At 70.8% G+C, this 12,623-nt stretch carries 14 protein-coding genes; 9 read left to right on the top strand and 5 right to left on the bottom strand.

Annotated features, from left to right (window positions below; genetic code table 11):
• On the top strand, positions 1-444 hold the full coding sequence (locus ACFYPS_RS29410; protein WP_387328581.1) for an SRPBCC domain-containing protein: 444 nt from the start codon (positions 1-3) through the stop codon (positions 442-444).
• 11 nt (positions 445-455) lie between these two features.
• Here ACFYPS_RS29410 and ACFYPS_RS29405 read toward each other — a convergent pair whose 3' ends face one another.
• Positions 456-1,658, bottom strand: coding sequence for a low temperature requirement protein A (locus ACFYPS_RS29405; protein WP_387328578.1), 1,203 nt, complete (start codon positions 1,656-1,658; stop codon positions 456-458).
• Between the two features lie 161 nt (positions 1,659-1,819).
• On the opposite strand from ACFYPS_RS29405, the gene ACFYPS_RS29400 reads away from it, so the two are divergent.
• The 3 genes from ACFYPS_RS29400 to ACFYPS_RS29390 all read left to right on the top strand — a co-directional run bounded on the left by ACFYPS_RS29400 (position 1,820) and on the right by ACFYPS_RS29390 (position 4,405).
• Positions 1,820-2,452, top strand: a complete 633-nt coding sequence (locus tag ACFYPS_RS29400; protein ID WP_354967557.1) for a WHG domain-containing protein — start codon at positions 1,820-1,822, stop codon at positions 2,450-2,452.
• A 41-nt stretch (positions 2,453-2,493) separates the two neighbouring features.
• Positions 2,494-3,204 carry an HAD family hydrolase gene (locus tag ACFYPS_RS29395; protein WP_354967558.1) on the top strand — a complete coding sequence of 237 codons (711 nt, stop codon included), beginning with the start codon at positions 2,494-2,496 and terminating at the stop codon, positions 3,202-3,204.
• Between the two features lie 415 nt (positions 3,205-3,619).
• Positions 3,620-4,405: a L,D-transpeptidase family protein gene (locus ACFYPS_RS29390; protein ID WP_354967559.1), complete on the top strand. Its 786-nt coding sequence runs from the start codon at positions 3,620-3,622 to the stop codon at positions 4,403-4,405.
• Positions 4,406-4,430: 25 nt separating this feature from the next.
• On the opposite strand, the gene ACFYPS_RS29385 is transcribed toward ACFYPS_RS29390, so the two are convergent.
• The 3 genes from ACFYPS_RS29385 to ACFYPS_RS29375 form a co-directional block, all read right to left on the bottom strand.
• A complete protein-coding gene (locus tag ACFYPS_RS29385) occupies positions 4,431-4,709 on the bottom strand; it encodes a hypothetical protein (RefSeq protein WP_121655610.1) in 279 nt (92 codons plus the stop codon).
• 46 nt (positions 4,710-4,755) lie between these two features.
• Entirely contained in the window at positions 4,756-5,187 is a 432-nt protein-coding gene (locus ACFYPS_RS29380) for a hypothetical protein (protein ID WP_387328573.1), read from the bottom strand.
• A 184-nt stretch (positions 5,188-5,371) separates the two neighbouring features.
• Complete coding sequence (locus ACFYPS_RS29375; RefSeq protein ID WP_387328570.1) at positions 5,372-6,073, bottom strand: VOC family protein; 702 nt, start codon at positions 6,071-6,073, stop codon at positions 5,372-5,374.
• A gap of 252 nt (positions 6,074-6,325) precedes the next feature.
• On the opposite strand from ACFYPS_RS29375, the gene ACFYPS_RS29370 reads away from it, so the two are divergent.
• From ACFYPS_RS29370 to ACFYPS_RS29355, 4 genes are read left to right on the top strand one after another with little or no spacing between them, the layout of a single operon-like run.
• Complete coding sequence (locus ACFYPS_RS29370; RefSeq protein WP_387328567.1) at positions 6,326-7,612, top strand: ABC transporter substrate-binding protein; 1,287 nt, start codon at positions 6,326-6,328, stop codon at positions 7,610-7,612.
• Entirely contained in the window at positions 7,609-8,604 is a 996-nt protein-coding gene (locus tag ACFYPS_RS29365) for a carbohydrate ABC transporter permease (RefSeq protein WP_387328564.1), read from the top strand. Before ACFYPS_RS29370 ends, ACFYPS_RS29365 begins: the two co-directional genes overlap by 4 nt.
• A 1-nt stretch (position 8,605) precedes the next feature.
• Complete coding sequence (locus ACFYPS_RS29360) at positions 8,606-9,448, top strand: carbohydrate ABC transporter permease (RefSeq protein WP_387328561.1); 843 nt, start codon at positions 8,606-8,608, stop codon at positions 9,446-9,448.
• 10 nt (positions 9,449-9,458) lie between these two features.
• Positions 9,459-10,667 (top strand): ABC transporter ATP-binding protein, encoded by a 1,209-nt coding sequence (locus ACFYPS_RS29355; protein WP_387328558.1) that lies wholly within the window; start codon positions 9,459-9,461, stop codon positions 10,665-10,667.
• 118 nt (positions 10,668-10,785) lie between these two features.
• Here the strand turns inward: ACFYPS_RS29355 and ACFYPS_RS29350 are convergent, their stop codons facing one another.
• The gene (locus ACFYPS_RS29350; protein WP_387328556.1) at positions 10,786-11,895 is read right to left on the bottom strand and encodes a winged helix DNA-binding domain-containing protein; all 1,110 of its coding nucleotides are present in this window, start codon (positions 11,893-11,895) and stop codon (positions 10,786-10,788) included.
• A gap of 209 nt (positions 11,896-12,104) precedes the next feature.
• On the opposite strand from ACFYPS_RS29350, the gene ACFYPS_RS29345 reads away from it, so the two are divergent.
• Positions 12,105-12,461 carry a hypothetical protein gene (locus ACFYPS_RS29345; protein ID WP_354967566.1) on the top strand — a complete coding sequence of 119 codons (357 nt, stop codon included), beginning with the start codon at positions 12,105-12,107 and terminating at the stop codon, positions 12,459-12,461.
• Positions 12,462-12,623: the final 162 nt, after the last annotated feature.

Below are 12,623 nucleotides of genomic sequence, written 5' to 3'. Positions count from 1 at the left end.
ATGGTGGACATCCTGCACCGGGTCGGAGTCGTCGCTTCACTCGACGACGTCTACCGAGCGGTGGCAACTCCAGAGGGCATCGCCGGCTGGTGGACGACCGACACGGTCGGCAAGAGCGAGGTCGGCGGCCGCCTGGCCTTCCGGTTCGGCGACGTCGGTGGCTTCGACATGGAGGTCGTGCAGCTCGACCCCTCCGGCCACGTGCGGTGGCGGGTCATTGACGGCCCCGAGGAGTGGATCGGCACCGAGATCGGTTGGCGCCTCGACCAGCGCGGTGAGTACACCATCATCCAGTTCACCCACGGGGGCTGGCGCGAGCCGGTCGAGTTCATGCACCACTGCAGCACCAAGTGGGCGATGTTCCTCATGAGTCTCAAGGAGCTTGTGGAGACCGGGCGTGGCAGGCCGGCCCCGGACGACGTCCGGATCAGCGACTGGCACTGAGCCCCGCCAGGCTAGACCGGTGGTGCAGGTTGTTCCGCTGGTCGGCGGTGTGAGCGTCGCGCGTCCGCGTAGGTGACGCCCAGGAGCACCACGGCAGTGGCCGCGCCGGTCGCGAGGGGCGGCAGGTGGAGCGTTGCCGGCGTCAGCAGCACGAGGGCCAGCAGGCCACCTGTCCGGGATCGGGACACCCGACCGAAGACCTGGTATTCGAGGGCCGATCGTCCGGCGAGGAAGACCGCCGGGCCGCCGAGGACGGCGATGAGCCAGGGCGCCGGAAGGTCACCGAGTGGCTCGGTGATGAACAGCTCGAAGCCCACGCCGGTCAGCACGACCCCGGCGATCATGACCAGGTGGGCGAGTGCCATGTCGGTGGCCAGGCGGGGGGCGTCCCGGGAACGGCTGATGGCCGCACCCAGCACGCCTCCCGCCAGGTGGAAGTAGATCCGCCAGAGCAGGACGGTGGTCGCCAACGCCAGCGTGAAGCCGGCCGTCTGCGCGGTGTGGAACTGGCTGCCGCTGAAGGCCAACCCGATGACGAAGATCGCCTCGCCGAGCGCGATGAGGAGGAACTGTTGGTACCGCTCGGCCAGGTGTTCGGCCGCTATCGTCTGTCCGCCGATCCGTTGCGCGCCGACCCGGGGTGTCGGCCACCCGAGGAACAACCCGACATAGTCGACCAGCGCGGCGATGGTCCAGAGCGACCCACGAACCGTGCCATCGTCGATCAGCCCACCGACGACCCAGAGCGGTGCGCTCAAGCCGAGCCAGACCAGCACCCGGATCGTTTGCCGTGAATCCGGCCGGCCGTGTCCGGCGATGTGGAAGTACAGCACCCGGCCGATCTGGAGGGTCACGTAGGTGACGGCGAAGAGGGAGGCCCGCGCGCCGAAGCCGTCGGGCACCGCGACGGCCATCACCATGGCGCCGGCCATCGTCATGACGATGACGGTCTGGACTACCGGCGCCTCCGGATTCAGCCAACTGGTCGACCAGACCGTCAACGACCAGACGGCCCACAGGGCCAGGAGCAGCAGCAGGGCCTGACCGAGACCCGCGAGCGCGCCGCGTTCGGTACCGGTAAAATCCGTGATCAACCGGGCCGAGATCCTGGTGAGCGCGAAGACGAAGACCAAGTCGAGGAAGAGTTCCAGGAAGGTGGCTCGCTGGAGACTGCTCTCGGTGCGGAGCAGCCGCGCGTCGCCCCTCTCACTCATCCGCCCGCCGGGTGCCGTCCCATGACCACGTGCCCTCCCGTCCCGGTGATCCCATCACCTAACGACCAAGCGCCGGGTGCGGCACTGACCGTCCGGCACGGACAGTCACCAATCTGTCACCGCGCGGCTGCCGTCGGTGTCTTCGACTTACGCTCGTGGTCGTGTCCGGATCTGCCGAGGGAGCCACCGAAGAGGACCGACGCGACCTCATCGTCACGGTCGCGCGGGAGTTGGCCGAGGTCGAGGGCTGGACGGGGGTGAGCCCTCGGCGGCTGGCCGAGCGGGCCGAGGTCGACGTCGGCGACCTCTACCGGCACTTCGCCGATCAGGAGGCGCTGCTCGCCGCCGTGGCGGTGTGCGCCTTCGCCGACCTGGCCGCCGACCTGGCCGAGGCGCACGCGGAGGCGACCGGCGATCCGGAACGGGTCTGGCCAGCGGTGGCGAGCGCGTACCTCGACTTCGCGTACGCGAATCCGGAGGTCTACGACGCGATGCTCGCGCTGACCCCCGACCTGGCCCTCGGCGTGGACGGCGTGCCGGCCGCTCCCCGCGGCGTGTTCGCCGAGCTGCGGGCGGCCCTGACCCCGCTGGCCGAGGGGCGTGATCCGGACACCCTGGCCGAGGTGGGCTGGAGTCTGTTGCACGGCATGGTCATGCTCACCCGGGGTGGCCGGTTGCGTCCGGAGGCGCAGGAGGAGCGGGAGACGATGATCGCGGAACGGTTGTTGCGGTGGCCCTGCCTGGCGGCCGAGTCGGATGGAAAATCCTTGGGTGCGCCTCGCGCCATGCCCTAAGGTCCCGAACCGTCAGGAGCGTTGATCACAAGGGGGGCGGCATGACGGTGGACCAGGCGGCGCGCCGGCAGGCGCAGGTGCTGATCTTCGACGCGGACGACACGTTGTGGGAGAACAACGTCGTGTTCGAGCGGGTGATCGACGATTTCCTGGCCTGGCTCGACCACCCGACACTGGACCGGGTGGAGCTGCGGGCCGTCCTCGACGACATCGAGCGGGCCAACACGGTGGCGCACGGCTACGGCAGCAAGGTCTTCCTGCGCAGCCTGGCGGAGTGCCTGGAGCGGCTGCGTGAGCGACCGGCCACCGACGCCGAGCGCCAGGAGATCGAGCGGCTGGCGGTGGCCCTGGTCGAGCACCAGGTGGAGCTGATGCCCGGGGTGGCCGACGCGCTCGACGAGCTGGCCGGTCGGCACGAACTGCTGCTGCTGACCAAGGGGGACCAGGTGGAGCAGCAGCGCAAGCTGGACGCGTGCGGGCTGCTGCACCACTTCGGAGCCGCGCACATCGTCGCGGAGAAGAACGTCGACACCTACCGGTGGTTGGTGCGGGAGCACGGGTTCGAGCCGGCCGGCGCCTGGATGATCGGCAACTCTCCGAAGTCGGACATCCTGCCGGCCCGCGCGGCCGGGCTGAACGCGGTGTTCATTCCGAATGAGAACACCTGGGTGCTGGAGGACGACGAACTGGACCCGACCGACGCCCGCGTGCTGCGCTTGGCCGCGTTCCGCGACCTGCTGCGGCACTTCTGACCGCTCTGAGACCGAACAGCGTCGGCGATCATGGTCGCGTTACGCCGACATGACGGTTTTTCCCCGTGAGATAAGTCCTGCCACCGGCGGTCCTGCCTGGCTTGTCCGACCCGCCGTGGCCTGCCTAGCCTGTGCCGGCGTCCACGGCCTTTCGGGGTGTGCCGGGGGCGAACGGGCGTCCGGCGAGTGGGCACCGTGGAGCTGAGTGCAGGGCGGCCGGCCTCCCTGTCGAGCCGCGTGGGCGTTGAGCCACGCCCGCGCGCGGCAGGGGTGCTGGAGCTGTCCGCTCCCATGCCGGATGACCGGGGGTCAGGGCCGGGCAGTTGCGGACCCGGTCCTGACCCGGCCAACCAATCGACCACTCCTCCCGGCGGGCGGGACAGCCGCGTGCCGGGCCGACTGTCAGGATGGTGGAATGAAGCGCAGATCGCTCCTGCTCGGCGCCGCGGCGGGCCTGGCCGCGCCGACCCTGCTCAGCCCGGCGGCACCCGCGCTCGGCGCGAGCAGACCCGCGCCGGCCCGGGGCGTCGCGACCGTGTCCGCATCCACCGGCTCGGTCTGGCCGCGCCGCAACCTGGCCGCGCGGCTGACAACCCTGCCGGCGCAGACGAAGCAGGTGCTCATCGTCGGCACCACCAGCTCCACGACCACCTACGCCACCCTTGAGGCGTACGTGCGGATCAGCGGTCGCTGGATGCCCGCCTCGGGGTTGGTGCCCGCCCGGATCGGCTCCAAGGGGTTCAGCGACAACCACGTGGAGGGTGTGCCGACCACCCCCACCGGGGTCTACTCGATCGGCCCGACCATGTACGGCATCGACGCGAACCCGGGCGTGCGGTACCCGTACCACCGGCTGGTCAGCGGTGACTGGTGGAACGAGAACCCGTCGTCGTCGCTGTACAACACCTTCCAGCACAGCTCGACCAACCCCGGCGGGGCCAGCGAGGCGCTGTGGACGGAGGTGCCCGCGTACACACACTTCGCGGTGATCACCTACAACATGCCGCCGAACGTGTCGAAGCCGGTGCCGAACGCGGGCAGCGGCATCTTCCTGCACCAGTTCAGCACCAGCGCCGGCAACGCCACCGCCGGCTGTGTCTCCCTCGCACACGATGACCTGGTCGATGTGCTGACCTGGCTGGACCCGGCGCTGTCGCCGCGCATCGTGCTCAGCCCGTACGCCCAGATGCGCCGCTACTGAGCTGAGCCCGGGGCGGGCCGGTGGATCAGGAGACCTCGCCGCCGCGGACGATCGCCACCGCCACCCGGCAGAACTCGTCCATGTCGGGGTTGAAGCCGGCCGCGATGTCAGGATGCAGCCCGGAGCGTGTCTCGTCCAACAGGCGCTGGCAGACCTGCTCGACCGGCTCGCCGGCGTAACCGGCGCGGACCCGGTCGGTGGCGGCCTGGAGCGCCGAGGTCAGCTGATCCTCCAACGGGCCGCGCAGCTTCTGCTGCACCGGGTCGAGCCCGCGCGGGTCGAGCGTGACATGTGGCTCCGACATGGTGCTCCCTTCGTCGGCGTCGGCGGTACCCCACCGCGTCCGTCGGTCAAACCTCAGCCGGTACGGCGGCGACCCGCACCTGGTACGAGAAGTCCACCGCCGGCTCCTCGTGGTACGACAACCGGCGGATCTGCCGGTCGTCGTCGAAGAGAGCGACGTCCACCAGGACGCCGAGATGGGCCAGGCCGATGCTGGTCACCCGCTTCTTGTCCTGCAACACCGCGCAGACGCCGCCGAGCAGGGCGCTGGCGTCGGCCGTACGGTGCCCGGGCGGGCAGCGCAGGACCAGGTCGACCTCGATCGGCCCGGGCAACGGCGTCCAGCCGGTGCGTTGGGCCGCCGCCAGGGCGGCCTGGAGCAGGGTGCGCACCCTCGTCGCCTGCCGGTGCCCGGCGGCGAAGATGGACAACGCTTCGGTCTTGACCGGTGGCAGGCCGCTCACCTCGAACGTCAGGGCGAGAGCGCGGGTGTCCTGCACGACGGCACCTCCTCGTTGGGACGATCCTGCCGAACCGGGGGAATGGCGGTGGGACTTCCCGCGATTACCAACCGAACGGGCAGGCTGGGGTCGGCCGGAGGCGTGTCGACGTCGGCGGCGAACGCGCTGGCTGTGGCGCTAGGAAGACGCTAGTCGACAGTGCCCGCGCTGGGTAGTCGGTCGCTCACCCGATGGGACGCGGCGCGAAGGCGCAGAACTCGTTGCCCTCCGGGTCGGCCAGGACCCACCAGCGGCTCTCGTCCTGCGGCTCGCGTAGCAGCGTCGCGCCCGCCGCGATCAGCGCCGCGGGCTCCGGGTCGACCAGATCGACGTCCCAGTGCATCCGGTTCTTGACCGTCTTGGGCTCGGGCACCGCGTCGAACACCCAGCGCTCCCAGGGGAACCCGGCCGCGCCGACCAGCGACGCGGTACCGGAGCCGTACTCGGCGGTGCCACCGACCACCCCCGCCCACCAGGCCGCCTGGGCCGCCGGGTCGGCGGAGTCCACGACCAGCTCGAACGGGCCCGGCCGGGTGTCCTTGCGGGCCGCGAACCCGCAGAACGGGTTGCCCTCCGGGTCGGCGAGCACCCACCAGGTCACGTCCCCGGACGGTGCGCGGAGCAGCCGGGCGCCGGCCGCGATCAGCGCCGACGGCTCCGCGCCGGCCAGCCGCAGATCCAGGTGTACGCGGGTCTTGCCGGTACGCGGCTCCGGCACCTGGTTCACCCAGATCGACTCGGCGCCCGAGCGGGCGGCACGAGGGTCGACGCGGGTGTCCTCGCCGCCGGCGTCGGCCACGTCGGCGTCGAGGATCCGGGCCCAGAAGGCACCCAGCAGGCGCGGGTTGGCGGCGTCCAGGCAGAGGTCCTTGAAGCGTGCGATCACCGGCACAGCATGCCGGGCCCCCGGCCCTCGAGTACGCGGCCCCCTCCGACCCGACCGAAGTGACGTCGCGCACACCGGGCCGGCCGGCCAGGTCCCCACTGGCGTCAGGTTTCGCGACTTTCCAGGTCGGGCAGTGTGAAGGCCACGAAACGTCCGGGGTCGCGCGCCGCTGGTCCAGCGCCCCGATCGTCTCGCCGTGCGCCGGGGCGCGGTGCGTTTCCCCGGCGGCTGGCCGACAAGAGGGGAGGGGTGATGAGCGACCCTGACGAGGCCCGACGTCGACGGCGACCACGGGTACGCGCGGTGGCGGCAGCCGCCGCGCTGACGCTGGTGGCGCCCATGGCCGCCTGCGGTTCCGGTGACGCTGGTGGCCCACCGACGATCAACCTGTACTACCCGCCGGAGCAGAACCTGCAGAAGGTCGTCGACGACTGCAACGCGCAGGCCCAGGGGCGGTACGAGATCGCCTACCAGGTGCTGCCCCGGCAGGCCGACGAACAGCGGGTGCAGATGGTGCGTCGGCTGGCCGCCGAGGACACCGGGATGGACGTGCTCGGCCTGGACGTCACCTGGACCCAGGAGTTCGCCAGCGCGGACTGGATCCGCGAGTGGACCGGCCAGGACAAGACCGAGGTCGAGCAGGGCACCCTCTCCGGGCCGCTGGACACCGCCCGCTACGAGGGCAAGCTCTACGCCGCGCCGAAGAACACCAACGTCCAGTTGCTCTGGTACCGCAAGGACCTGGTGCCGCAGCCGCCGAAGACCTGGGACCAGATGATCACCGCTGCCCAGCAGCTCAAGGAGCAGGGCAAGCCGTACCAGGTGCTCACCATGGGCGCCCAGTACGAGGGCCTCGTCGTCCTCTACAACACCCTGGCCGAGAGCGCCGGCGGGAAGATCCTCAGTGACGACGGCAAGCAGGCCGTGATGGACGCCGGCACGGTCCGGGCGCTGGAGCAGTTGCAGCGTTTCGCCACGTCGGGCGTGACCTCGCCGTCGTTCACCAACGCCATCGAGGATCCGGTCCGGCTGGAGTTCCAGTCCGGTGCGGGAGCCTTCCAGGTGAACTGGCCGTTCGTCTATCCGGCCCTTCAGGAGGCGAACCCCGAACTGGCGAAGCAGGTCGGCTGGGCCCGGATCCCGGGCGTCGACGAGAACACCCCCAGCAAGGTCACCATCGGCGGGGTGAACCTGGCAATCAGCTCCTACTCCAAGCACCCGGAGCTGTCCTTCGAGGCGGCCCGGTGCATCCGCGACGCCGAGCACCAGAAGTTCTCCGCCATCAACGACGGCGTCCCGCCCACCATCGAGGCCGTCTACGACGAGCCGGAGATGACCGAGGCGTACCCGATGAAGGACACCATCCTGGAGGAGCTGAAGGAGCCGGCGACCCGCCCGCTGACCCCGGCCTACCAGAGCATCTCCACCGTGATGTCGGCGATCCTGTCGCCGCCGTCGGCGATCCGTCCGCAGCAGACCGCGGACGAGCTGCGCTCCGCCATCGCCGATGCCCTCCAGTCCAAGGGGGTTCTCCCATGAGTCTGCCCGCGACCCCGACCGGGGCGGACGTGACCGCCGAGGAGACCACCCGCTCCACCGGCCGGCACGCGACCGTCCCCACCCAGCGCGCCGGCCGTCGCAAGCCGCCGCTGAGCGAGAACAAGAAGGCCGAACGCAAGCTCGGTTGGTTGCTCTGCGCGCCGGCCGCGCTCGTCATGGTCGCGGTGACCGCGTACCCGATCCTCTACTCGGTCTGGTTGTCGCTCCAACGCTTCGACCTGCGCTTCCCCGACGAGCGCGAGTTCATCGGGCTGGAGAACTACGTCACCGTGCTCACCAACGAGTTCTGGTGGACCGCGTTCGGGGTGACCATGCTGATCACGGTGGTCACCGTGGCCGTCGAGCTGGTGCTCGGCATGGGGCTGGCGCTGATCATGCACCGCACGCTGGTCGGGCGGGGCATCGTGCGGACCGCGGCGCTGATCCCGTACGGCATCGTCACCGTCGTCGCCGCGTTCTCCTGGCGGTACGCCTGGACGCCCGGCACCGGCTACCTGGCCAACCTGTTCAGCGACGGGGCGCCGCTCACCGAGCGGGCCAGCTCGCTGGCGATCATCATGCTCGCCGAGATCTGGAAGACCACCCCGTTCATGGCGCTGCTGCTGATGGCCGGGCTGGCGCTGGTCCCGGAGGACCTGCTCAAGGCCGCCTCCACCGACGGCGCGACGTCGTGGCAGCGGTTCACCAAGGTCATGCTGCCGGTGATGAAGCCGGCGATCCTGGTCGCGCTGCTGTTCCGCACCCTGGACGCGTTCCGGGTCTTCGACAACATCTTCGTGCTGACCGCCGGCGGCAACGAGACGTCGTCGGTGTCGATGCTGGCCTACAACAACCTGATCCGGGGCCTGAACCTCGGCATCGGGTCGACGATGTCGGTGCTGATCTTCATCACCGTGGCGATCATCGCCTTTGTCTTCGTGAAGCTGTTCGGCACCGCTGCCCCGGGCAGCGACGACTCCGAGAGGCGTTGACATGGCCACCGGTACCGAAACCACCACCCGGGCCCGGGTGCGCTGGGGTCTCCTGGACATCCTCGTGGTCGTCTTCGCGCTGGTCCCGGTGCTGTGGATCGCGTCGCTGTCGTTCAAGACGCCGGCCACCCTCACCGACGGGAACTTCATTCCCCGGGAGTGGACGCTGGACAACTACCGGACGATCTTCGACACCGACCAGTTCGTCCGGGCACTGATCAACTCGATCGGCATCGCGTTGATCGCCACGCTGGTCGCGGTGGTGCTCGGCGCGATGGCCGCGTACGCGATCAGCCGGCTGGACTTCCCCGGCAAGGGGCTGCTGGTCGGCGTCTCCCTGCTGATCGCGATGTTCCCGCAGGTATCGCTGGTGTCGCCGCTGTTCGAGATCGAGCGTCAGCTCGGCCTCTTCGACACCTGGCCCGGGTTGATCCTGCCGTACATCACCTTCGCGCTGCCGCTGGCGATCTACACGCTGTCGGCGTTCTTCAAGCAGATCCCGTGGGACCTGGAGAAGGCGGCGCAGATGGACGGCGCCACCCAGGGGCAGGCGTTCCGACGGGTCATCGCCCCACTGGCCGCGCCCGGGCTGTTCACCACGGCGATCCTGGTCTTCATCTTCTGCTGGAACGACTTCCTGTTCGCCATCACGCTGACCTCCACCGAGCGGGCTCGTACGGTGCCGGTCGCCCTGTCGTTCTTCACCGGCGAGTCGCAGTTCGAGGACCCCACCGGGGCGATCTGTACGGCCGCCGTCGTGATCACCGTTCCGATCATCCTGTTCGTCCTCTTCTTCCAGCGCCGCATCGTGTCCGGCCTGACCTCCGGCGCAGTCAAGGGATAGGTGAGTAGTCGTGGCTGACATCGTGCTCGACAAGGTGAGCAAGAAGTTCCCGGACGGGACCGTCGCCGTGCAGGACGTCGACCTGGAGATCGCCGACGGCGAGTTCGTCATCCTGGTCGGACCCTCCGGCTGCGGCAAGTCCACCACCCTCAACATGATCGCGGGGCTGGAGGACATCAGCTCCGGCGAGCTGCGCATCGGCGGCCAGTGGGTCAACGACAAGGCCCCCCGGGACCGGGACATCGCCATGGTGTTCCAGTCGTACGCGCTGTACCCGAACATGACCGTGCGGGAGAACATGGCGTTCCCGCTGCGGCTGGCGAAGCTGGACAAGGAGACCATCAACCAGAAGGTCGACGAGGCGGCGAAGGTGCTGGAGCTGACCTCGCTGCTGGACCGTAGGCCGGCGAACCTCTCCGGCGGGCAGCGCCAGCGGGTGGCGATGGGTCGGGCGATCGTCCGTCAGCCGAAGGCGTTCCTCATGGACGAGCCTCTGTCCAATCTGGACGCGAAGCTGCGGGTGCAGATGCGTACCGTGGTGTCCCGGTTGCAGAAGCAGCTCGGCACCACCACCGTCTACGTCACCCACGACCAGACCGAGGCGATGACCCTCGGCGACCGGGTGGTCATCATGCGCGGCGGTGCGGTGCAGCAGGTCGGGCCCCCGCAGGAGCTGTACGACCACCCGCGCAACCTCTTCGTGGCCGGCTTCATCGGCTCGCCGTCGATGAACTTCCTGCACGCCGCCGTGCAGGACGGCGGGCTGCGTACCGCGTTGGGCGACGTGCCGCTCGGCGACCGGGTCCGCCGCGAGCTGGAGGCGGCCGACGCGCCGCGCGAGCTGATCCTCGGCATCCGCCCCGAGCACTTCGAGGACGCCGAGCTCGTCGACGAGGACACCCGCCGCCGGGGCCTGGAGTTCGAGGCGCCGGTGGAGATCGTCGAGTCGATGGGCTCGGACAAGTACGTCTACTTCACCGTCGAGGGGGAGCGGGCCAGCGCCGCCGAGCTGGAGGAGCTGGCCGCCGACGCGGGCGCCGCCGACTTCGCCAGTGGTGGCGGGAACCTGGTCACCCGGCTGTCGGCCGAGTCACCGGTGGCCGAGGGGCAGTCGCGCCGGGTCTGGTTCAACCTGGAGAAGATCCACCTGTTCGACCCGACCAACGGCCGCAACCTCACGCTGCACGAGGGACGGGCGGCCGGCGCGCTCGCCAACTGAGTGGCGTCCATCATGGTGGGGCCGGCGGGGTTCACCCGCCGGCCCCGTCGAGCTGCCCACCGCGGCCCGCCCGCGACCGGCCCGCCCGGCCGAGGACTGACGCCGAGGCGAGCCCCGGTCAGACCGGCCAGTCGAACCGGGGTGGCAGGCCGAGGAAGCCCGCGTACCGACCCAGTGCCTGCTCCACCCGGGCACGTTCACCGGAGTCCAGCGGCGTCAGCGGCTGGATCGCCACGGTGACCGCGGCCCGGGCGATGCGCCGCTTCCACAGGCCCACCACCCGGCCGGCCCGCACCACGGTGGCCTGGAAGATGCCGTTGTTACCCGGCACGACCGCCGCCTGGTGCGCGGGATCGAGCATCAGCGCGCGATCCCGGTAGCCGAGCAGGTACTCGTCGAAGCCGGGCAGCACCAGCACGTCGTCGACCGGCGTGCGCGGCGCGTCGGCCAACGCCGCGTCGACGTACATCTCCTCGCCGTCAACCCGCACCACGGTCAGCGCGTCGCCGGCGGCGGCCAGCCCGCGCCGCGCGTCGGTCAGGGTGAGGCCGGTCCAGCCGGCGAACTCGCGGGCGCTGACCGGCCCGTGCCCGCGCACGTAGCGGTGGGCCAGCAGGGCGAGCGCCTCCTCCCGGTCCAGCCGGCGTGGCCCGGGCGCCCACTCGTCGAGCAGCGCGAAGGTCTGCTCGGTGCCGATGTTCGGCGCCAGGCAGGTCACCCCGCGCACGCTGGCGTACCACAGCAGGTGGTAGCCCCGCTGACCGTCGGTGCCCAGGCCGGCCGCGCGGAGGGTGGCCAGACACTGCGCCCGGGTGAGCCGGCCACCGCCGGCCAGCGCCGCACCGAGCACGTCCACCGCCCGGTCCGCGTCGACGTCGGTGAGCCCGAGTTGCCCCCGTCGGGTCGTCGCGCCGGCCAGCGACCGGATGCCGGTCACCTCCAGCATCCAGCGCGCGTCGGTGGGCGGGACGAGGTGCACGGTGCCCCGCATCGGCCACGTGCGCAGCGCCTCGCGCCGTTCCAGAGCCGCCTGCACGTCGGCCACGGTCCACCCGGGCAGCCGGGCACCCAGCGACCACAGCCCGCTGGCCAGGTCCTGCGCCTGCATCGCACCGAACCACTCGACCACCTCGCCGACGGTGCCGGGTCGCGTGACCGGGTGCGGGCGCAGCAGAAGGCTGGTCATCCGCAGCGCCAACGCGTCGGCCGCGCTGAGGTCGACGGGCATCGGGTGCTCCTTCCGGTTGTCGGGGCCGCCAGCCTAGGGCCACCCACCGACGTCCGGGTCGACACGACACCCCGCGCACCCGCCGCCGGATCGCAGTCGGGGGCATAACGGCCAGCGCAGTGGGGAAGCGGCCGACCGGAAGTGCGCGCGCCGCGCGTGCGGAAGGGAGTGTCATGACTGCCGCAAGCGAACCGGCCCGCGGATCCGGCGTGACTGCCGGGTCCCAGGGCCATCGGGCGGGCACCGGCGCCAAGACCAGCGCGGCCGCCACCTTCGCCCTGGTCTTCGGGGTGTCCGGGCTGATCAGCGTGTTGACCGCGATCCTGGCCTGGCTCGGTCTGGTGCTCGGGATCATCGGGATCATCCTGGGCATCGTCGGGCTGAAGATGGCCGCGCGACCAGGGGTGACCGGGCGGGGTGTGGCGGTCGGCGGCCTCGTGTTGAGCATCCTGGCGGTGCTGATCGGCCTCGGCCTCGCCGCGGGCATCACCACCTTCATCAACAACGAGGGCGCGGTGGACCGCCTCCAGCAGCAGGTCGACGACCTGCGCGACAAGCTCGACTGACACCGGTGGCACGCTGGGCACGTCCGCCTCGGCGGGCGGGCAGGGCCCTGACGGGCACGGCGCGGCGGACGGACGCCCTCGCGGGCGCGACGTCCCTCGCGGGCGCGACGTCCCTCGCGGTGGGCGACGGAGCACCTCGGCCCGTCACATCGGGTGACCCGC

Source organism: Micromonospora sp. NPDC005087, from assembly GCF_042872965.1.
Lineage (GTDB): Bacteria > Actinomycetota > Actinomycetes > Mycobacteriales > Micromonosporaceae > Micromonospora.
The sequence above is the reverse complement of the archived record's forward strand: the minus strand, read 5'-3'. Positions and strand labels throughout refer to the sequence as shown.

Coding starts and splice junctions, on each gene's coding strand:
- ACFYPS_RS29410 (WP_387328581.1), top strand. CDS start 1: ATGGTGGACATCCTGCACCGGGTCGGAGTCGTCGCTTCACTCGACGAC.
- ACFYPS_RS29405 (WP_387328578.1), bottom strand. CDS start 1,658: ATGAGTGAGAGGGGCGACGCGCGGCTGCTCCGCACCGAGAGCAGTCTC.
- ACFYPS_RS29395 (WP_354967558.1), top strand. CDS start 2,494: ATGACGGTGGACCAGGCGGCGCGCCGGCAGGCGCAGGTGCTGATCTTC.
- ACFYPS_RS29390 (WP_354967559.1), top strand. CDS start 3,620: ATGAAGCGCAGATCGCTCCTGCTCGGCGCCGCGGCGGGCCTGGCCGCG.
- ACFYPS_RS29385 (WP_121655610.1), bottom strand. CDS start 4,709: ATGTCGGAGCCACATGTCACGCTCGACCCGCGCGGGCTCGACCCGGTG.
- ACFYPS_RS29370 (WP_387328567.1), top strand. CDS start 6,326: ATGAGCGACCCTGACGAGGCCCGACGTCGACGGCGACCACGGGTACGC.
- ACFYPS_RS29365 (WP_387328564.1), top strand. CDS start 7,609: ATGAGTCTGCCCGCGACCCCGACCGGGGCGGACGTGACCGCCGAGGAG.
- ACFYPS_RS29360 (WP_387328561.1), top strand. CDS start 8,606: ATGGCCACCGGTACCGAAACCACCACCCGGGCCCGGGTGCGCTGGGGT.
- ACFYPS_RS29350 (WP_387328556.1), bottom strand. CDS start 11,895: ATGCCCGTCGACCTCAGCGCGGCCGACGCGTTGGCGCTGCGGATGACC.